Source organism: Curtobacterium sp. MCLR17_044 (genome assembly GCF_003234435.1).
GTDB classification, from domain to species: Bacteria; Actinomycetota; Actinomycetes; order Actinomycetales; family Microbacteriaceae; genus Curtobacterium; species Curtobacterium flaccumfaciens.
In genome coordinates this window covers 21134-39293 of the sequence record NZ_QKTC01000001.1, presented here as the reverse complement: position 1 = coordinate 39293, position 18160 = coordinate 21134, and the positions used below count along the sequence as shown (strand labels likewise).

Genomic DNA, 18160 nt, shown 5'->3' with positions numbered 1-18160 from the left:
GAATCGCACATGCGCGGAAAGCTCCTGTTCGTCGCCGGCGCCGCACTCGGGTACGTCCTGGGATCGCGAGCCGGACGGGCGCGGTACGAGCAGATCAAGACCGTCAGCGGCAAGGTCTGGAACAGCAACGGCGTCCAGAAGGGCGTGCACGTCGCCGAAGACTTCATCGCCGACAAGACCCCGGACGTCGCCGAGTTCATCGGTGAGACGACCAAGAAGGCCGTCCGCAAGGTCGGCCAGAAGAAGGACACCACCACCTCATGACCGACACCCGCGATCGCAAGTCGCGTTCGCTGTTCGGCCTGGTCGGCGACGTCCCGAAGCTCGTCAAGGGCCTGGTCAAGGGCGAGATCGACCTGCTCAAGGCCGAGATGCTCGCGAAGGCGAAGATCTTCGGTCTCGCAGCCGGTCTGCTGGTCGGGGCGCTCGTCGTCGTGCTCTACGCGATCGGCGTCCTGCTGACCGCAGCCGTGATGGGCCTCGCGACCGTGATGCCGGCGTGGCTGGCCGCACTGGTGGTGGCCGTGGTGATGCTGATCATCGCCGCGATCCTCGGCCTGATCGGCTGGAAGCGCCTGAAGAAGGGCCTGCCGATCACGCCGAAGCGCACGATCGCCAGCGTCAAGGACGACATCAACGCGGTCAAGGGCCTCGGCAAGAAGCCGACCCCGCCGACGCAGTACGGCAGCCGCAAGCCGGACGTCGACGGCCGCTCCTGAGCACCGACAGCTCCGACAGCCCCGACAGCCGCACCACCGACGGAGGAACCGTGACCGACCCGCACGACGATCTCGCTGCTCGCGTCGCCGCGACCCGCGCCCAGCTGTTCGACACCCTCGACGCGATCGAGGACAAGCTCAACGTCCCGAAGCAGATCGGGATCGCGGGGTCGAAGTTCAAGCGCGGCCTCGACGAGAAGCCGGTGCCCTACCTGGCCGGTCTCGCAGCCGGCGTAGCGGTGGTCGGGGGTATCGTCGTGCTGGTGCTCCGACGGCGGTAGACCGCCCGAGCGCGGTCCACCGGATGCGGGGCGGCCAACACCCTGGCAACCGATAGGACAATGGATCCATGAGCTCCGACGCGCCCACGAACACCGGGCCCGTGCCCGCGCACGACCACCCCCACACGGAACCCGCCGAGGCCGGTCACCCGGACTCCGGGATCGACCCGAACCTGCTGACGGCCTACGCCCTCTGGGCAGTGTTCCGCCGGCCGCTCGGCCCGGTCCACCGCGTCGGCGACGACGCCGTGGCCGAACTCGACACCGTGATCGCCAGCGCCGCCGAGCGCGGGGTCACGATCCGCGGCTTCTACGACGTCTCGGCCTTCCGTGCCGATGCCGACGTCATGGTCTGGCTGCACGGCGACGACGCACAGGCCATCCAGGCCGTACTGCGCGAGATCCGTCGCACCGGCCTGTTCCAGGACGCCGAGCCGGTCTGGCACGTCATGGCCATGCACCGCGAGGCCGAGTTCAACAAGCGGCACACCCCCGCGTTCCTGCGTGGCAAGGACCCCGAGGCGTGGATCACGGTGTACCCGTTCGTCCGCTCCTACGAGTGGTACCTGCTGCCGGAAGAGGAGCGCTCGAAGATGCTCCGCGACCACGGCATCGCCGGCGCGAAGTACCGCCGCGTGCTCACGAACACCATCGCGACCTTCGCCCTGAGCGACTACGAGTGGATCCTGCCGCTCGAGAGCCCGGACCTCGTCGACCTCGTCGACCTGATGCGCGATCTCCGCTACACCGAAGCGCGCATGCACGTGCGCGAAGAGGTCCCCTTCTTCACGGGTCGTCGCGTGACGACCGCCGAACTCCCGGAGGTGCTGTCATGACCGACACCAGCATGATCACGAACGGCCAGGTCCTCGCCGCCACCCCCGCGGCGGCGTCCGGGCCCGAGCACGTCGAGACCCCGACCGCGTACGACGCGATCCTGCTCGCCGGCTTCGGCGGCCCCGAGGGCCAGGACGACGTCATCCCCTTCCTGCGCAACGTCACCCGCGGCCGCGGGATCCCGGACGAGCGTCTGGAAGAAGTGGCGCACCACTACCGCCACTTCGGCGGCGTGAGCCCGATCAACGCGCAGAACCGTGCGCTCAAGGCCGCGCTCGAGGCCGAGCTGGCGTCGCGCGGCATCGACATGCCGGTCCTCTGGGGCAACCGCAACTGGGAGCCCTACCTGGAGCAGGCGTTCACCGAGGCGGCGGACAAGGGCTACACGAAGCTCGTCGCCATCGCCACGAGCGCGTACTCGTCGTTCTCGAGCTGCCGGCAGTACCGCGAGGACTACGCCCGCGTGCTCAACGAGACCGGTCTGATCGACACCATCCAGATCGACAAGGTCCGCCAGTTCTTCGACCACCCGGGCTTCGTCCGCCCGTTCATCGACGGCGTCCGCGACGGCATGGCCCGCGCGATCGCCGAGAACGAGGGCCTCGACGTCGCGACCGAGCTGCAGGTGCTCTTCTCGACGCACTCCATCCCCTCGACCGACGCCGCCCGCTCGGGCCCCGACTACCGCGGGTTCGACGAGCACGGCGCGTACGAGGCGCAGCACCTGGCCGTCGGCGAGGTCGTCCTCGACCAGGCCTGGGCCGAGCTCCTCGAGCAGCCCGAGCACGCCCACCTGCAGGGCACGTCGAAGCCCGCCTGGAAGCTCGTCTACCAGTCGCGCTCCGGCCCCCCGACGCAGCCGTGGCTCGAGCCCGACATCAACGACTACATGAACGAGGACCTCAAGGGCGGCCCGACCCGTGCCGTGCTGATCGTCCCGCTCGGCTTCGTCAGCGACCACATGGAGGTCATGTGGGACCTCGACGAGGAAGCCACCGAGACCGCCGGCGAGCTCGGCTTCTGGTCGCTCCGCACGCAGACCCCCGGCATCGACCCGGCCTACGTGTCCGGTCTCGTCGACCTGGTGCTCGAGCGGGTCAACGGCACGCCGAAGGCCGAGCGTCCGCACATGACCGACATCGGCCCCTGGTACGACGTGTGCCGTCCGGGGTGCTGCGAGAACGTGCGAGCGGGGTTCAAGCCCGCCGCCGCAGGCGTCGCTCCGTGACCGACACGACCGTGAACGACCCCAGCGCCACCGGGCCCGACGGCCCGACCCCGATCCGGCTCGGCACCCGTGCCAGTCGGCTCGCGGTCGCGCAGTCGCAGGACGTCGCCGACCGCCTGGCGAAGGCGGCCGGTCGGCCCGTCGAACTCGTCACCGTCACGAGCGAGGGCGACACGAACCGTGCCTCCCTGGCCTCGCTCGGCGGCACCGGTGTCTTCGCCAGCGCCCTGCGTGAAGCCCTGGTCGCGGGCGAGGTCGACGTGCTCGTGCACTCGCTCAAGGACCTGCCGACTGCGCCGTACCCGGGCCTGACGATCGGTGCCGTGCCGAAGCGTGCGGACGCCCGTGACGTCCTCGTCGCCCGGAACGGCGCCACGGTCGACACCCTCCCCGAGGGTGCGAAGGTCGGCACCGGTTCGCCCCGCCGTGCCGCGCAGCTCCGTGCGCAGCGCCCCGACCTCGACGTGGTCGACATCCGCGGCAACATCGACACCCGCCTCGGCCGGGTGGACGACGACCTCGACGCCGTGGTGCTCGCCGCCGCCGGCCTCGGGCGCATCGACCGCCTGTCGGCCGCCACAGAACTGCTCGACCTCGGCTTCTGGCCGAGTGCTCCCGGACAGGGCGCGCTCGCGGTGGAGATCCGCTCGGACGAGACCGACCGTGGGCTGCTCGCCGCACTCCGCAAGATCGAGCACGCCCCCACGCGCCTGACGGTGACGGCCGAGCGCGAGGTCCTCGCCAAGCTCGAGGCCGGCTGCTCCGCCCCGATCGGTGCGACGGCCGTCGTGGACGCCGAGCTGCTGCTCGTGTCCGCGACCGTCTACCGCCCCGACGGCACCGAGTACCGCACCGCGTCGCACGCGGCGGTGCTCGACGGCTCGGCGCAGGAGCGTCTCGACGAAGCACTCGCGGTCGGTGGCCGTGTGGCGACCGAGCTGCTCGAGAACGGCGCCGCTGACCTCGCCGACCTGGCGACCACCGTCGCCGAGGACACCACGGACGGGCCGTACACCGCGGGCCCCGGCCTCGCGACGCCGGCCGAGTAGGCGGTCACCACGGAATCCTCCACCACCGCGACGGACGAGGCGCGACCCCCGGTCGTCCTCGTCCCGCGTGGCGGTGCGTGGGGGGACCGGGTCGCCGCCGAGGCCAGGGCCCGAGGGCTCGCGCCCGTCGTCGTCCCCCTCATCACGGACGCTCCGCCGTCCGACCCCTCCGCGCTCGATGCTGCGGTCCGCCGCCTGGTCACCTCCGGGGCGGCCGGGAGGAACGGATCGCCGAATTCTGTCGGTGACAGAACCCCTGTGGCTGGTTACGTGTGGGTCGTGGTGACCAGTGCGACGGCCGTGACGGTCCTGTCGGAACGCGTGGCGGGCCTCCCGGCCGGGGTGCGCGTCGCCGCGGTCGGCGAGCCGACCGCCCGTGCCGCGCGCGCTGCGGGCTGGGTCGTCGACCTGGTGCCGGACGAGACGTCCGCAGCCGGCCTGGTGCAGGAGTTGCCGGACACCGACGGCACCGTGCTCTTCCCCCGCTCCGAGATCGCGGCACCCACGCTCGTCGACGGCCTCCGTGCCCGCGGCATCGACGTGGACGACGTGGTCGCGTACCGTACCGTGGGGACCGGCGACGAGCCGATCACCCTCGAGACGGCGCCCGCTGCGGTGCTCGTGACGAGCGGCAGCGTCGCCCGCGAGATCGCCCGCCGGATGACCCCGCTCGACCCCCGCACCATCGTGGCCTGCATCGGCCCCGGGACCGCGACCGACGCCCGTGCGGCCGGACTCCCCGTGCACGCCGTCGGACGCACCCGGTCCGCAGAAGCCCTGCTCGACGCCGTCGTCGAGGCACTGAACCCAACCACCCCCCACCAGGAAGGTCACCCGTGACTGGACGCTTCCCCCAGGTCCGCCCCCGTCGGCTGCGCGCCACCCCCGCGATGCGACGACTCGTGGCCGAGACCCGGCTCCACCCCGCCGAGCTCGTGCTGCCGATGTTCATCCGCGAAGGCGCGACCGACGCCGTGGACATCTCGAGCATGCCGGGCGTGCAGCAGCACTCCCTCGACTCGTTCCGCCGCGCGCTCGTCGACGCCGCGTCGGTCGGTGTGGGTGGCGTGAACCTGTTCGGCGTGCCGACCACGAAGGACGCCACCGGCTCCGGTGCGACCGACCCGGACGGGATCCTCAACGTGGCGATCCGCGTCGCTCGGCAGGAGGTGGGGGATGCCCTCGTGGTGCAGTCCGACCTGTGCCTCGACGAGTTCACCGACCACGGGCACTGCGGTGTGCTCGCCGCCGACGGCTCCGTCGACAACGACGCCACCCTGCTGCGCTACCGCGACATGGCGGTCGCACAGGCCGAAGCCGGTGCCGAGCTGGTCTGCATGAGCGGCATGATGGACGGCCAGATCGCCGCCGCACGTGACGCCCTCGACGGCGCCGGGCACAGCGGCACCGCGCTGCTCGCCTACGCCGCCAAGTACGCCTCGGCGTTCTACGGTCCCTTCCGCGAGGCCGTGTCGTCGTCACTCGTCGGCGACCGCCGGACGTACCAGATCGACGCCGCGAACGGTCGGCAGGGGCTCCGCGAGGTCGAGCTCGACGTCGACGAGGGCGCCGACATCGTGATGGTGAAGCCGGCGATGAGCTACCTCGACGTGCTCGCCGAGACCGCTGCGACCTCACCTGTGCCGGTCTGGGCGTACCAGATCTCCGGCGAGTACGCGATGATCACCGCAGCAGCGCAGAACGGGTGGATCGACCGCGACGCCGCCGCGATGGAGTCGCTCGTCGGCATCAAGCGCGCCGGTGCCGACGCGATCCTGACCTACTTCGCCGTCGACATCGCGCGGAAGCTCAACGAGGAAGCGGGCCTCCGCACCTCGGGCAGCACCGCGGACGTCGCCGGCATCGCCTCGACCGGGAAGGCCCCCGAATGACCACGAACGACCAGCTCTTCGGCCGTGCCAAGAACGCGATCCCGGGTGGCGTGAACTCCCCGGTCCGCGCCTACGGGTCGGTCGGCGGCACCCCGCGGTTCCTGGTGTCCGCCAAGGGCGCCTACGTCACCGACGCCGAGGGTCGCGAGTACGTCGACCTCGTCGCGTCGTGGGGTCCCGCGATCCTCGGGCACGCCCACCCCGGCACGGTCGAGGCCGTGCAGCAGGCCGCCGCTCGCGGACTGTCGTTCGGGGCGTCGACCCCGGGGGAGACCGAGCTGGCCGAACTCGTGAAGCAGCGGGTGTCGGTGGACGGCGACGGCCCCATCGAGAAGCTCCGCATGGTGTCGACCGGCACCGAGGCCACGATGACCGCGATCCGGCTGGCCCGTGGCTACACCGGTCGCGACCTGCTCGTGAAGTTCGCCGGGCACTACCACGGGCACTCGGACTCCCTGCTGGCCGAGGCCGGCTCGGGCGTCGCGACCCTGGCCCTGCCGGGCAGTGCGGGCATCACCGCCGAGACCGCCGCGCAGACCCTCGTGCTGCCGTACAACGACCTCGACGCCGTCCGCCGGGCCTTCGACGAGCACTCCGAGCGCATCGCCGCCGTGATCGTCGAGTCCGCCGCCGCGAACATGGGCGTCCTGGCACCGGAGCGCGGCTTCAACCGTGCACTGGCGCAGATCACCCGGTCGCACGGGGCACTGCTCATCGTCGACGAGGTCCTGACCGGGTTCCGCGTCGGCGCTGCCGGCTGGTGGGGACTCGAGGCGTCCAAGGTCGTGCCGGACGGCGCCGGGTGGAAGCCCGACCTCATCACGTTCGGCAAGGTCATCGGCGGTGGCATGCCCCTCGCCGCACTCGGCGGTCGGCGCGAGGTCATGGACTTCCTCGCCCCGCTCGGGCCGGTGTACCAGGCGGGCACGCTGTCGGGGAACCCGTTGGCCGTCGCCGCCGGCATCGCCACGCTGCGGGCCGCGATGCCGTCCGTGTACGAGTCGCTCAACCGCACCGCTGCCGTCATCTCCGCGGCCACGTCGGAGGCCCTGTCGGCCGAGGGCGTCGCCCACACCGTGCAGCGCGCCGGCAACCTGTTCTCGTTCGCGTTCACCGAGCAGGCACCGCGGAACTACGACGACGTGCGGGCGCAGGACGTGTTCCGCTACGCCCCGTTCTTCCACGCGATGCTCGACGCCGGGGTGACCCTGCCGCCGAGCGTCTTCGAGGCGTGGTTCGTCACGGCCGCACACGACGACCGCGCGGTCGGACGGATCCTCGACGCCCTGCCCGCGGCCGCGAAGGCTGCTGCCGCCGCGACCGTGTGACGGTCGCGGAGGCTGCTGCCGCCGCGCCCGCGTGACGGGCGTCGGGGCTCAGGAGCAGTCGGCCTTCGTGAAGGTCGTGTCGACGGTCTTCGACGAGCCCTCAAACTTGTAGGTGTACCGCATGTCGACGTCCTCGTCGAGGAGCTTCTTCGTCTCGCTGTTCGAGCAGAGGTTCGGCCCGACGGCGTCGCGGATGGCCCCCTCGGTGATCGAGGCCGGATCGACGTTCGACGACACCGTGTAGTCGTAGTGGATCGCGGCGCCCTCGGCCTCGATACCGGTCCACGTCGTGACGGAGTCGACCTGCTTCGGCAGGTCGCTCTGCTCGCGGATCTGCTCGACGGCCTTCGAGACCTTCTCTTCCGTGGAATCGCTGAAGGCCGCGTTGAGGCCCTGGCGGACGAGGAACGCCACCACCACGGCGACCACGACGCCGAGCACCGAGATCAGGACGCGCTTGCCCCGGGAAGACGACGACTTGGGCGGGGGTGCGTACGGAGCGGCTCCGGCGGGGGCTGCCTGGGCGTACGGCTGGCCGGCGGGCTGCTGCGGCTGCTGCGCGTATGGCTGGCCGGCGGGCTGCTGCTGGGGCTGACCGGCGGGCTGCTGCGGGTACTGCTGGCCGTTCGGCTGGCCGGCGTTCGGCTGCCCGTCGTTCGGCTGCGGCTCGGACCCCGGGTAGGGCGGCGGCGTGTTCGTCATGGTTCCCCCTGGTGACGGTCCGCGGCGTGACACCGTGGTGCGGTGCCGGGTCCCTCCCCGACACGGGCCGCGGACACTGAACGGCCATTCAAGCACGCGTCAGGCGGATCGGCGTGCCGCCCAGCGCCCTTCCGACCGCAGGATCGCGAGCGGGAAGTCGAACGCGTGCGACACCGCCGACGACGTGATGACCTCGTCCGAGGTTCCCTGGGCCACGACGGCACCGTCGCGGAGCAGCATCGCGTGCGATGTCGAGGCCGGCAGGTCCTCCAGGTGGTGGGTCACCATGACGCTGCCCAGCTCGGGGTGCCGGTGCCGCAGCGCGTCGACGGTCTCGAGCAGGTGCTCCCGTGCGGCGACGTCCAACCCGGTCGCCGGCTCGTCGAGCAGCAGCAGCTGGGGTTCGGACATCAGGGCACGGGCGATGAGGGCGCGTCCTCGCTCACCCTGCGACAGCACGGGCCAGCGGGCGTCGCGTCGTGCGGTGAGCCCGACGTCGGCGATGTGCTGCTCGGCCAGCGCGACCTGCTCGGCCGAAGGCTCCCACCGCATCATGAGGTCCGTCGTGCCGGTCAGTCCGGTGAGCACCGTCTCGAGCACCGTGAGCGGCGACAGCATCCGGTGGCGGGGGTCGACGTGGCCGATGTGCTCCCGGAGTTCGCGGACGTCGACGCGTCCGAGGCGGCGGCCGAGGACCTCGACCGTGCCCGCGGTGGGGTGTCCGGTCGCGCCGAGGACGGCCAGCAGCGTGGACTTGCCGGCGCCGTTCGGTCCGAGCAGCGCCCAGTGCTCCCCGCGCCGGACGGTCAGGTCGACGTCGTGCAGCAGGTCGCGGCCGGAGCGCGTGACGCGGACCCCGGTGGCGTGGATCAGGACGTCGTCGCGCGCGTCGGTCATGACCCCATCGTGCCCCACCGCGCCGTGACGTCGTCCACGTGCGCCCGTGTGACGTCGACGAAGAGGTCGGCGGCCGTCCGGGCGGCCACCGGTTCGCCGCTGCCCGCAGCTGCGTCGAGGGCGGACCAGAGCGCTCCGGCGTCCCACTGCCGGAACGCGGGGGCCTCGGGCAGCGCGTACACGAGCCGGCCGATCGCGAGGCGAAGGGCGCCTCGTTCCCACCGGTTGCCCGAGTGCTCGGCGAAGAACCGGCTCACGGCGAAGGCGCTGTCCGTGTAGCGGTGGTCACGGACCTCACCGTCGGTGCGGGCACGCTCGACGAGGTCGTGGAACTCCTCGAGCGCGTCACCGTCGAGCGCCGGGAGCAGTCGGCGAGCAGCTGCCGTGAACAGTCCCGCGAGCAGCTCCATCGCGTCCCGCCAGGCGGTGAGCGACGGCTCGGCGATCCGCACCAGCCCGTGGTCGTCCTCGACCAGGGCGAGGTCGGCGAGGCTCCTCAAGGCGTCGGTGACCTCGGCCGGAGGCGAGCCGGTCCGCGCGACCAGGCTCGGGAACGCGTGCGTCGAGCCGACGGGGAGTGCACCGGTGCGGATGTCCCGCAGGAGCGACCGCTCCGTCGTCGACCGACGGTGCCGGGAGGTGGACACGGCGAGGCCGGAGGGCCGCGGGATCCCGGCGTTGCGGCGTTGCACCTCGAAGAGTGCGGACAGCTCGTCGATGGCCGTGTCCACGGCGTCGGGCCCGCGGTCTTCGGCGACACGTTCGACCGCGGCCAGCCAGGCGTCGAGCTGCGGGACGGTCCAGGGTTGGTTCGGGAACCTCGCCCACCGGAGCCGTTCGAACGCCTGGACGCCCAACGATCGGACGAGGCCGTTCGGGCAGTGCTCGAACCAGAACTGGGCCGTGGTCGCGAACGCCGCGCGGTACTCGGGTTGCCGGAGCGCCGCGAGCGACCGTGTGAGGGCGACGGCGGTGTCCAGACGCCGCACGAGGTCGTCCGACAGCACCGGCACCGTCGCCCGCATCGCCGGACCGAGCAGGGCGACCCAGAGGTCGTACCCGTCCGCGATGTCCTGGTCGGAGAGTCCGTCGTACTCCCAGGACCCGTCGCTGCGGAGCGTGAACAGTCCGAGGTCATGCAGTCGGGCTGCAGCCGCGCGCAGTCGCGCCCGGGGTGCCCCCTGTGTGGCTGCGAGGTGGTCGACATCGACCACGACGGTGTCCCCTGGACCGGATCGGACGTGGGCGAGCAGGGCAGCGTAGGCGTCGTCGTTCACCGACGCCCACGGGTCACCCCACTCGCCGGCGACCACGGGTCAGCCGCGGTCGGCGCGGACCGCCTCGATGTGCTGTTCGAAGTTGCGAGTGAGGGCGCGGCCGGCCTCGGCAGCGCCTTCGCCGTCGCGCTCGGTGAGTGCTTCGCGCAGGATCGAGAAGAACGCCTCGGACCCGTACTGCTCGAACGCCGGCGTGGGGTTGAGCGTGAAGCGGACCCGCTCCATGGCACCGACCGCGGCGTTCTGCACCAGGGGGTTGCCGGAGTGCTCGACCGCGAACTCGATGATCTCGTTGAGGGCGCCGCTGAAGCCGTAGTCCCGCACCTTGCGCATGCGGTCGGCCTTGTCGAGCAGAACGGTGAGGGCTTCGACGTCCTCGTCGCTGTACTCGGGGACACCCCAGCGCAGGCTGAGCTCGAAGAACCCGGCGGTCGCGCGGGTCGCGGTGACCCAGTCCTCGAAGGTCGGGGTGGCGACGCGGGTGTACCGGTTCGCCTCCATCTCGACCAGGCCGATGTCGACGAGCTTCGCGATCGCCTCGCGGATCGGGGTGCGACTCACACCCAGCCACTGGACCAGCTCGTCGTCGTTCAGGCGCTCGCCGTGCTGCAGTGTGCCGTCGCGGAGGGCCGCGAGCATCTTGTCGTACACGACGTCGCGCAGGAGCTTCCGGGGAGAGCTCTCCACGGTGGACTTGGGGACCGGCATGTCATCTCCTCGAGGACGAAATCGACACTCGAAATCCTAGCGTGCCAATATGCAAACGTTTGCTAAATGAATCGCCCGGAAAGCACGCCGGATCAGCCCGTGACGGCGACGACCGTTCGTCCGTGCACCCGTCCCGCGACGACCTCGGCCCCCACCGCGATGGCCTGCTCGGGCGTCACCGTGCGGGTGACGTCCGCCAGGAGCGCCGCGTCGAGGTCGGTCGCCAGGCGGTCCCACGCCCGACGACGGAGCTCGAGCGGGGCGTCGACGGAGTTGATCCCGAGCAGCGACACCGACCGCAGGATGAACGGCAGCACGGTCGTCGGCAGTGCGGAGTCCTGCGCCAGCCCGCACGCCGTCACGGCACCACCCCACTGGGTCGATGCCAGCACGTTCGCCAGCGTGGCCCCGCCGACGCTGTCCACCGCTCCGGCCCAGGCGGCACGCTGCATCGGCTTGCCCAGCTCGGACAGGGTGCCGCGGTCGACCACCTCGGTGGCCCCGAGTCGGCGGAGCGAGTCCGTGTTGGCCGCGCGACCGGTCGACGCCGTGACCCGGTACCCGCGGGCCGCGAGGAGTGCGATCGCCACGGTGCCGACCCCGCCGGATGCCCCGGTCACGAGCACCGGCCCGTCGTCCGGCGCGACGAAGCGCTCCAACGCCAGCACACTGAGCATCGCCGTGAACCCCGCGGTGCCGATGGCCGCCGCGAACGAGTCGTCGATCGCCTCGGGCAGCACGACGAGCGACCCCGACGGCACCACGGCCTGCGTTGCCCAGCCCCCGTGCCGGGTCTCACCCAGGCCGGCGCCGTTCAGCACCACACGGTCACCGATCGCGACCTCGTGCACGCCCGGTCCGAGCCCCGACACCGTGCCGACGACGTCGATCCCCGGCACCAGTGGGTCGAGCCGGGCGACACCGGGGTTCCGCGCGAGGGCCAGGCCGTCCTTGTAGTTGACGCTCGAGTACGTGACGTCGACGAGGGCCTCGCCCTCGGCCGGATCCGGCAGGTCGACGTCGGTGACGGTGGGCGGGGCTGCACTGGACACGAGGACGGCGCGGGTCATGCGCCGGACGCTACCCCGGGCCTCCCGGCCTTCGGTCCGTTCTTTCCCAGAACGCGCGCGATGCCTGGTGGATTCGGGCGTACCGGGGCAGAACAACCGACCAGGTACGCCCGATCTGACCAGGTACGCCCGATCTGACCCGACGCAGACTCGGCGGGCTCGTCGGCGTGCCCGTTCTTTCCCGGAACGCGCGCGATGGCTGGTGGATTCGGGCGTACTGGGTCAGAAGAACCGACGAGGTACGCCCGATTCGACCCGGTACGCCCGATCTGACCCTGCGCAGACTCGGCGGGCGCCTCGGCGTGCCCGTTCTTTCCCAGAGCGCGCGCGATGCCGGGTGGATTCGGGCGTACTGGGTCAGAACAACCGACGAGGTACGCCCGATCTGACCAGGTACGCCCGTTCTGACCAGGTACGCCCGATCTAACCCGACGCAGAGTCGGCGTGCTCGGCGGCGTGTCCGTTCTTTCCCAGAACGCGCGCGATGCCTGGTGAATTCGGGCGTACCGGGGCAGAAGAACCGACCAGGTACGCCCGTTCTGACCAGGTACGCCCGATCTGACCCGACGCAGACTCGGCGGGCTCGTCGGCGTGCCCGTTCTTTCCCAGAACGCGCGCGATGCCTGGTGGATTCGGGCGTACCGGGGCAGAAGAACCGACGAGGTACGCCCGATCCGACCAGGTACGCCCGAAACAGCCCCGCCGCCCCAGCCGCACAGCCCACTCAGCCGAACATGATGGCGGCCTCGTCGAACCGCGCCTGCGGCACCGTCTTGAGCTCCCCGAGCGCCTCCTCGAACGAGACGTGCTCGATCTCGGTGCCCCGCAGCGCCACCATCCGGCCCCAACGCTCCTCGACGACCGAGTCGATCGCCGCCAGCCCGAGCCGGGTCGACAGCACCCGGTCGTACGCGGTCGGCGTGCCACCGCGCTGGATGTGCCCCAGGGTCGTGGCACGCGTCTCGATGCCCGTCATCTCCTCGATGAGCGGCGCGAGGCGCTCGCCGATGCCACCCAGCCGCGGGCGCCCGAAGGCGTCGAGCCCGCGCTCCGTGTGCGCCGTGTCCTCGTGGTCGGGGACGAAGCCCTCGGCCACGACCACGAGTGGTGCGCGACCGCGGTCGTAGGCGGCCCGCACCCACTTCGCGATCTGTTCCATGCTCGTCTTCTGCTCGGGGATGAGGATCGCGTGCGCGCCTGCGGCCATGCCGGAGTGCAGCGCGATCCAGCCCACGTGCCGGCCCATCACCTCGGCGACCATGCAGCGCGAGTGCGACTCGCCCGTGGTGCGCAGGCGGTCCATGGCCTCGGTCGCGATGGCGACGGCGGTGTCGAAGCCGAACGTGTAGTCGGTCGCGCCCAGGTCGTTGTCGACCGTCTTCGGCACGCCCACGATCTTCAGGCCGGCGTCGGTCAGGCGCTTCGCAGCGGCCAGCGTGCCCTCGCCGCCGATCGCCACGATCGCGTCGATCCCGTGCCGCTGCAGGGTCGCGGAGATGTTCTCGAACCCGCCGTTGGGGCCTTCGAACGGGTTCGTGCGGCTGGTGCCGAGGATCGTGCCGCCCTGCTTCGCGATGCCCTGGATGTCCTTGCGGCCGAGCGGGACGATGTCGCCGTCGACCACCCCGCGCCACCCGTCGCGGAAGCCGACGAAGTCGTGTCCGTAGATGGCGATGCCCTTCAGGACGATCGCGCGGATGACCGCGTTCAGGCCGGGGCAGTCGCCTCCGGAGGTGAGGATGCCGATGCGCATGGGAACTCCGTCGTCGGGTGGTGGGGATCAGTGCCCATCATGACTGACGGTGGTTCCGCATTACCATCCCCGTGTGTCCCTGCTCGCTTCCGCCGCCGTCGACGCCGCTGGTGCGTCCGGTGACGCGTCTCGCGTCGACACGGTGTACCGGCCTGGAGGCGCGGTGGACGTCGCGTCGACCCTGCGGCCCCTGCAGCGCGGCTCCGGCGACCCGGCCTTCCAGGTGGTCGGCGGCGTCGTGTGGCTCGCGCTGCGCACGCCCTCCGGTCCCGCTTCCGTGGCGATCCGGCGGGCCGGCGACACCATCGCGGTGTCGGCGTGGGGCAGCGGTGCGTCGTGGGCGGTCGAGCACGCCCCCGATCTGCTCGGACGCGGCGACGACTGGTCGTCGTTCGACGTCTCCGGCAACGAGTTCCTCGCCGCGGCACGACACCGGCAGCCCGGGCTCCGGCTGCTCCGCACGAACACCGTCGTCGCGATGCTCGTGCCGGCGATCATGGAGCAGAAGGTGACCTCGCGCCAGGCGTGGGGAGCGTGGCGGTATCTGCTCCGTCGGCACGGCACCCCGGCGCCCGGTCCGGCACCCGCGGGCATGATGGTGCCGCCGGACGCTCCGACGTGGGCGCGGATCCCGAGCTGGGAGTGGCACCGGGCGGGCATCGAACCGGGGCGCTCGGCCACCGTCATGCGCGTCGTGAAGCTCGCGCCGGCACTCGAACGGACCCTGGCGCACGGGCGCGGCGGCGAGGTCGTCTCCACGAAGCTGCAGTCGATCCCCGGGGTCGGGCGGTGGACCGCCGCCGAGACCGCCCAGCGTTCCCACGGCGACCCGGACTCACCGAGCGTGGGGGACTTCCACGTGCCGGCGCTCGTCGGGTGGGCGCTCACCGGTGCCCCGGTCGACGACGACGGGATGCTCGAGCTGCTCGAACCCTGGCGCGGGCACCGGGAGCGGGTCGTGCGGTTGATCGGTGGCTCCGGCTTCCGGAAGCCGTCGTTCGGGCCGCGGATCACGATCCAGGACCACCGGGGGCACTGAGCGCGTCTGTCGGGCGGGTGTGTGGGTCCGCAAAACACCGGTGTTCGCGCATTGCACACCGGCACGTGGGTGTTCGGAGTGCGAACACCGGTGTCTCGCGGGGCGTCAGGGGTGGCGTGTGCCCGCGCCCGCCAGCACGGCGCGGTACCCCTCGCGGAACGTCGGGTACTGGGGTGCCCATCCCGTCGACCGGAGGAGCGCGTTCGACAGGCGCTTGTCGCCGCCGGCCTGCCGCGCGTCACCGTCACCCGTCGACGGCTCGGCGACGTCGAGTTCGTCGGCCAGGAACCGCAGCACGTCGTCCAGCCGGCTCGGCTCGTCGTCCGTCCCCAGGTAGAGCGGTGCCGGGTCCGGCAGCGCCGCCAGGTGCACGAGTGCGGCGGCGGCGTCGTCGCGGTGGATGCGGTTCGTGTGCGGTGAGGTCCCCGGTGCCAGCCGTGCGGCACCGGACCGGACCTGGTCGATCAGTCGCTCGCGGCCCGGACCGTAGACGCCCGACAGCCGGACCAGCACGGCGCCGGGAGCGCGCTCGCGCAGCAGGACCTCGGCCTCGACCAGGACCTCGGCGGTCGGGGTCGCACCGCGCGCCGGAGTTTCCTCGGTGACTTCGCTGCCGTCCGAGACGTCGTACACGGCGGTCGAGGACACGACGAGCACCCGTGGGTCGGCGTCCGAGGCGTCGATGCCGTCGAGCACGTTGCGCAGGCCGTCGACGTAGGTGGCGCGGTACTCGTCGACGTCGCGGCTGCCCGCGGCGAAGGCCACGACGACGACGCTCGTGTCGGCCGGGATCTCGGGGACCTCGTGGCGCAGGTCGACGCTCCGGCCGGTGATCGGTGCGGGGACCAGCTCGGCGCGGCGGCGAAGTCCGATCACGCGGTGGCCCTGGTCGGCGAAGCGCAGGCCGGCTTCGGTCCCGAGGTCGCCGCATCCGGCGATGACGACTGTCGTGGAGTTCTGCACGGCTCGACCTTGGCACGGCCGGTTGGTGGTAGGCGGGGAAGCACGCACATCGCAGATCACTAGGGTCGGCGCATGGGGCGGCAGCGGCGACGGGTGGTGCGTGACGTGGCGATCGCCCTGCCCCCGGTCGTCGAGATCGTGCTCGTCGTCGCGGGCTCGATCGTCTCCGTCGGAGCCGAGGGGGAGAGCGCGGAGTCGTGGGCGCCGTTGTCGTGGCCGCTGTACGCCGTCCTCGTGACGTTCCCGTTCGCGGTCGGCGCGCTCGTCGCGGCGGTGCGGCTCCGCGGACTCGAGGCCAGGACGCCGGCGATCTGCTTCGCTGCCCTGTCGGTGGCCGTGGGTGCCATCCCCTTCGTCGGGATGCTGAGCGTCTTCGTACAGTTCTGGAGCGTCTCGTCTAGATGAGAACGGTTATCGTCTAGACGACCGTCATCCGACACTGCACCCCAGGAGCCCCATGTCCGCTCGACCTCCACGTCTCCTCCCCGCCCTCGTCCTCGCGGGGCTCGTCCCCCTCGTCGCCACCGCGATCGCCGTCCCCGCGTCGGCTGCACCCGCCGTGACGCGGACCGCCCACCACAGCTGGCTCGTCACGGCTGACCCGACGGCGAAGCGCGTGTACGTCAACGACGCCGTGACCGGTCGGCGCACCGCCACCCTGAGCGGGATCGAGTTCGGCACCCACGCGGGCTCCGTGCAGCTCGGCCACGGGCAGATCGCGTTCATGGACGAGTCGAAGCCGCAGCTCGACGTCCTCGCCATCGGCCCCCGCGGCACGGCGCACATCGCCCAGCACTACGCGTTCCCCAACGCCGACAAGCGCTGGGAGCGTGCCGGCTGGCTGTCGACCGACACCGCACGCCGGCACCTGGCGGTCGGCTCCGACTTCGACGGCTCCGAGCGACAGCGGGTCACGGTCATCGACCTGCGGCGGAAGACGGAGCGCACCGCCCGGATCGACACCTCGGCGGTGCAGCTCGCCACGACGGGCAAGCGCGGCACCGAAGAGGTCGAGACGTTCCTGGTCGGCAGCCCCCTGCGCCTGGTCGTCACCGCGGGCGGACGCCTCGACGCCTACTCCGTCTCCGCGATCATGCGCGGTGCGACGCACCCGCGCCCCGTCGCGACCACGCCCCTCGGCGCGTACCCGCACGGCCCGATCGTCAACGCCACCGGGACGGTGATCGGTTCCGACCTCGCCGCCGGCGTGCAGACCGTGCGGGTGACGCGGACCGGCTTCACGGGCTCCCGGTCAGTCGCCTACCCGAAGCCGAGCGTGCAGAGCTACCGCCCCCGCATGGCGCCGGACGGGACGACCGTGGTCGGCACCCAGGCCGGTAGCACGGCTGCCGGTACCCCGTGGAACGCCGTCCCCGCGTACCTGACCACCTCGTCGACGGCGTCCAGCGGGATCAGCAGCGTCGAGCTCGGCACCGGGTCCTTCACCCGGGTAGCCGTCACCGCCCGGTTCGCCGCCGTCGCGCTGACGTCGGGCACCGGGGACTCGCTCGTCCTGGTGCGGAAGCAGGCCGACGGTGTCTACTCCGGCCCGACGACCTCGGTCGCGCTCACGCCGCTCCGCAAGGGGCCCGTCGCCGGACAGCCGGCCACCGGGGCGTCGGTGCGGTTCACCGCGGCGACCGAGGACGGCCGCAGCGTGTTCGTGACGCGGGGCGACGAGGGGAAGATCACCCAGATCGACACCACCGGTGCGAAGCCCTCCGTGCTCCGCACCATCACGCTGCCCACGGCGCTCGCCGGGGGTGGGTACCTGACGACGGTCGACTCGACGGTGGCCCCGTACGACCTCAGCGGTCGCTGACCGTTCGGTCGATCGACAACCAGCCGCCGACCGCCCCTCGGGGTGGTCGGCGGCTAGGGTCCTGGTGTGATCGTCTGGTTGAACGGAACCCACGGGGCGGGCAAGACCACGACGAGCCGACTGCTCCAGCCGCTGCTGCCCGGCTCGCGGATCCTCGATGCCGAGAAGGTCGGCGAGGTGTTGATGGACGTCAGGCCGGGGCTGCCGGAGAGCGACAACTTCCAGCACTGGGACCCGTGGCGGCCGCTCGTGGTCGAGACCGCTCGCCGGGTGCACGACTACGTGGGCGGGCCGCTCATCATGCCGATGACGGTCCTGGTCGAGGCGTACTGGCGGGAGATCGCCGCGGGGCTCGCGGACCACGGCATCCCGGTCCGGCACTTCGTGCTGCACGTCGACGAGTCGACGCTCCGCGACCGGATCCAGAACGACCCGATCGTGGGCCCGTCCACGTTCCGGTTCGCGTACGTCGACGCCTACGCCGAGGCGGCGCGCGGCTGGCTGCACGCCGAGGCAGAGGTCATCGACGCGACCGAGGTCCCCGCCACCGAGGTCGCCCGGGCCGTCGCGAACGCGGTGACGTCAGCGCGCTGAC

Annotated in this window: 20 protein-coding genes; 13 read left to right on the top strand and 7 right to left on the bottom strand. The window is 71.8% G+C overall.

All coding sequences use genetic code 11. The features are described 5' to 3' along the window. Positions 1 to 9: 9 nt before the first annotated feature. From DEJ04_RS00220 to hemL, 9 genes are all read left to right on the top strand, one after another. Positions 10 to 264: a hypothetical protein gene (locus tag DEJ04_RS00220; RefSeq protein ID WP_017887727.1), complete on the top strand. Its 255-nt coding sequence runs from the start codon at positions 10 to 12 to the stop codon at positions 262 to 264. Beyond that, positions 261 to 719 (top strand): phage holin family protein, encoded by a 459-nt coding sequence (locus DEJ04_RS00215; RefSeq protein WP_071404474.1) that lies wholly within the window; start codon positions 261 to 263, stop codon positions 717 to 719. Before DEJ04_RS00220 ends, DEJ04_RS00215 begins: the two co-directional genes overlap by 4 nt. 50 nt (positions 720 to 769) lie before the next feature. Next, positions 770 to 1000 (top strand): DUF3618 domain-containing protein, encoded by a 231-nt coding sequence (locus DEJ04_RS00210; RefSeq protein WP_111045619.1) that lies wholly within the window; start codon positions 770 to 772, stop codon positions 998 to 1000. A 68-nt stretch (positions 1001 to 1068) separates the two neighbouring features. Then, positions 1069 to 1836: a hydrogen peroxide-dependent heme synthase gene (hemQ, locus tag DEJ04_RS00205; protein ID WP_250898093.1), complete on the top strand. Its 768-nt coding sequence runs from the start codon at positions 1069 to 1071 to the stop codon at positions 1834 to 1836. Beyond that, positions 1833 to 3065 carry a ferrochelatase gene (locus DEJ04_RS00200; protein ID WP_110863600.1) on the top strand — a complete coding sequence of 411 codons (1233 nt, stop codon included), beginning with the start codon at positions 1833 to 1835 and terminating at the stop codon, positions 3063 to 3065. The genes hemQ and DEJ04_RS00200 overlap by 4 nt, the downstream gene beginning before the upstream one ends. Further along, complete coding sequence (hemC, locus tag DEJ04_RS00195; RefSeq protein ID WP_232536557.1) at positions 3062 to 4114, top strand: hydroxymethylbilane synthase; 1053 nt, start codon at positions 3062 to 3064, stop codon at positions 4112 to 4114. The genes DEJ04_RS00200 and hemC overlap by 4 nt, the downstream gene beginning before the upstream one ends. Before the next feature lie 258 nt (positions 4115 to 4372). Beyond that, a complete protein-coding gene (locus DEJ04_RS00190) occupies positions 4373 to 4954 on the top strand; it encodes a uroporphyrinogen-III synthase (protein WP_258371261.1) in 582 nt (193 codons plus the stop codon). After that, positions 4951 to 6006 (top strand): porphobilinogen synthase, encoded by a 1056-nt coding sequence (gene hemB / locus DEJ04_RS00185; protein ID WP_258371260.1) that lies wholly within the window; start codon positions 4951 to 4953, stop codon positions 6004 to 6006. The genes DEJ04_RS00190 and hemB overlap by 4 nt, the downstream gene beginning before the upstream one ends. Further along, positions 6003 to 7334, top strand: a complete 1332-nt coding sequence (gene hemL, locus DEJ04_RS00180; protein WP_111045616.1) for a glutamate-1-semialdehyde 2,1-aminomutase — start codon at positions 6003 to 6005, stop codon at positions 7332 to 7334. Before hemB ends, hemL begins: the two co-directional genes overlap by 4 nt. A 48-nt stretch (positions 7335 to 7382) precedes the next feature. Here the strand turns inward: hemL and DEJ04_RS00175 are convergent, their stop codons facing one another. The 6 genes from DEJ04_RS00175 to DEJ04_RS00150 form a co-directional block, all read right to left on the bottom strand. Continuing rightward, on the bottom strand, positions 7383 to 8036 hold the full coding sequence (locus tag DEJ04_RS00175) for a hypothetical protein (RefSeq protein WP_111045615.1): 654 nt from the start codon (positions 8034 to 8036) through the stop codon (positions 7383 to 7385). Between the two features lie 99 nt (positions 8037 to 8135). After that, positions 8136 to 8933, bottom strand: coding sequence for an ABC transporter ATP-binding protein (locus tag DEJ04_RS00170; protein ID WP_111045614.1), 798 nt, complete (start codon positions 8931 to 8933; stop codon positions 8136 to 8138). Beyond that, positions 8930 to 10246, bottom strand: coding sequence for a hypothetical protein (locus DEJ04_RS00165; protein WP_111045613.1), 1317 nt, complete (start codon positions 10244 to 10246; stop codon positions 8930 to 8932). Before DEJ04_RS00165 ends, DEJ04_RS00170 begins: the two co-directional genes overlap by 4 nt. Positions 10247 to 10249: 3 nt before the next feature. After that, on the bottom strand, positions 10250 to 10918 hold the full coding sequence (locus tag DEJ04_RS00160) for a GntR family transcriptional regulator (protein WP_111028750.1): 669 nt from the start codon (positions 10916 to 10918) through the stop codon (positions 10250 to 10252). A gap of 92 nt (positions 10919 to 11010) precedes the next feature. Then, on the bottom strand, positions 11011 to 11988 hold the full coding sequence (locus DEJ04_RS00155) for an acryloyl-CoA reductase (protein WP_111045612.1): 978 nt from the start codon (positions 11986 to 11988) through the stop codon (positions 11011 to 11013). A 724-nt stretch (positions 11989 to 12712) separates the two neighbouring features. After that, positions 12713 to 13741 carry a 6-phosphofructokinase gene (locus DEJ04_RS00150; RefSeq protein ID WP_111028748.1) on the bottom strand — a complete coding sequence of 343 codons (1029 nt, stop codon included), beginning with the start codon at positions 13739 to 13741 and terminating at the stop codon, positions 12713 to 12715. A 73-nt stretch (positions 13742 to 13814) separates the two neighbouring features. Here DEJ04_RS00150 and DEJ04_RS00145 point away from each other — a divergent pair, with 73 nt between their 5' ends. After that, positions 13815 to 14780 carry a DNA-3-methyladenine glycosylase gene (locus tag DEJ04_RS00145; protein ID WP_111045611.1) on the top strand — a complete coding sequence of 322 codons (966 nt, stop codon included), beginning with the start codon at positions 13815 to 13817 and terminating at the stop codon, positions 14778 to 14780. Positions 14781 to 14885: 105 nt separating this feature from the next. On the opposite strand, the gene DEJ04_RS00140 is transcribed toward DEJ04_RS00145, so the two are convergent. Then, the gene (locus tag DEJ04_RS00140; RefSeq protein ID WP_111045610.1) at positions 14886 to 15743 is read right to left on the bottom strand and encodes an NAD-dependent epimerase/dehydratase family protein; all 858 of its coding nucleotides are present in this window, start codon (positions 15741 to 15743) and stop codon (positions 14886 to 14888) included. A gap of 72 nt (positions 15744 to 15815) precedes the next feature. Here DEJ04_RS00140 and DEJ04_RS00135 point away from each other — a divergent pair, with 72 nt between their 5' ends. From DEJ04_RS00135 to DEJ04_RS00125, 3 genes are all read left to right on the top strand, one after another. Beyond that, on the top strand, positions 15816 to 16148 hold the full coding sequence (locus DEJ04_RS00135) for a hypothetical protein (protein WP_111028745.1): 333 nt from the start codon (positions 15816 to 15818) through the stop codon (positions 16146 to 16148). 52 nt (positions 16149 to 16200) lie between these two features. Then, entirely contained in the window at positions 16201 to 17565 is a 1365-nt protein-coding gene (locus DEJ04_RS00130; RefSeq protein WP_111045608.1) for a hypothetical protein, read from the top strand. 66 nt (positions 17566 to 17631) lie between these two features. Continuing rightward, positions 17632 to 18159 (top strand): AAA family ATPase, encoded by a 528-nt coding sequence (locus tag DEJ04_RS00125; protein ID WP_111045607.1) that lies wholly within the window; start codon positions 17632 to 17634, stop codon positions 18157 to 18159. The last annotated feature ends 1 nt before the right edge of the window (position 18160 follow it).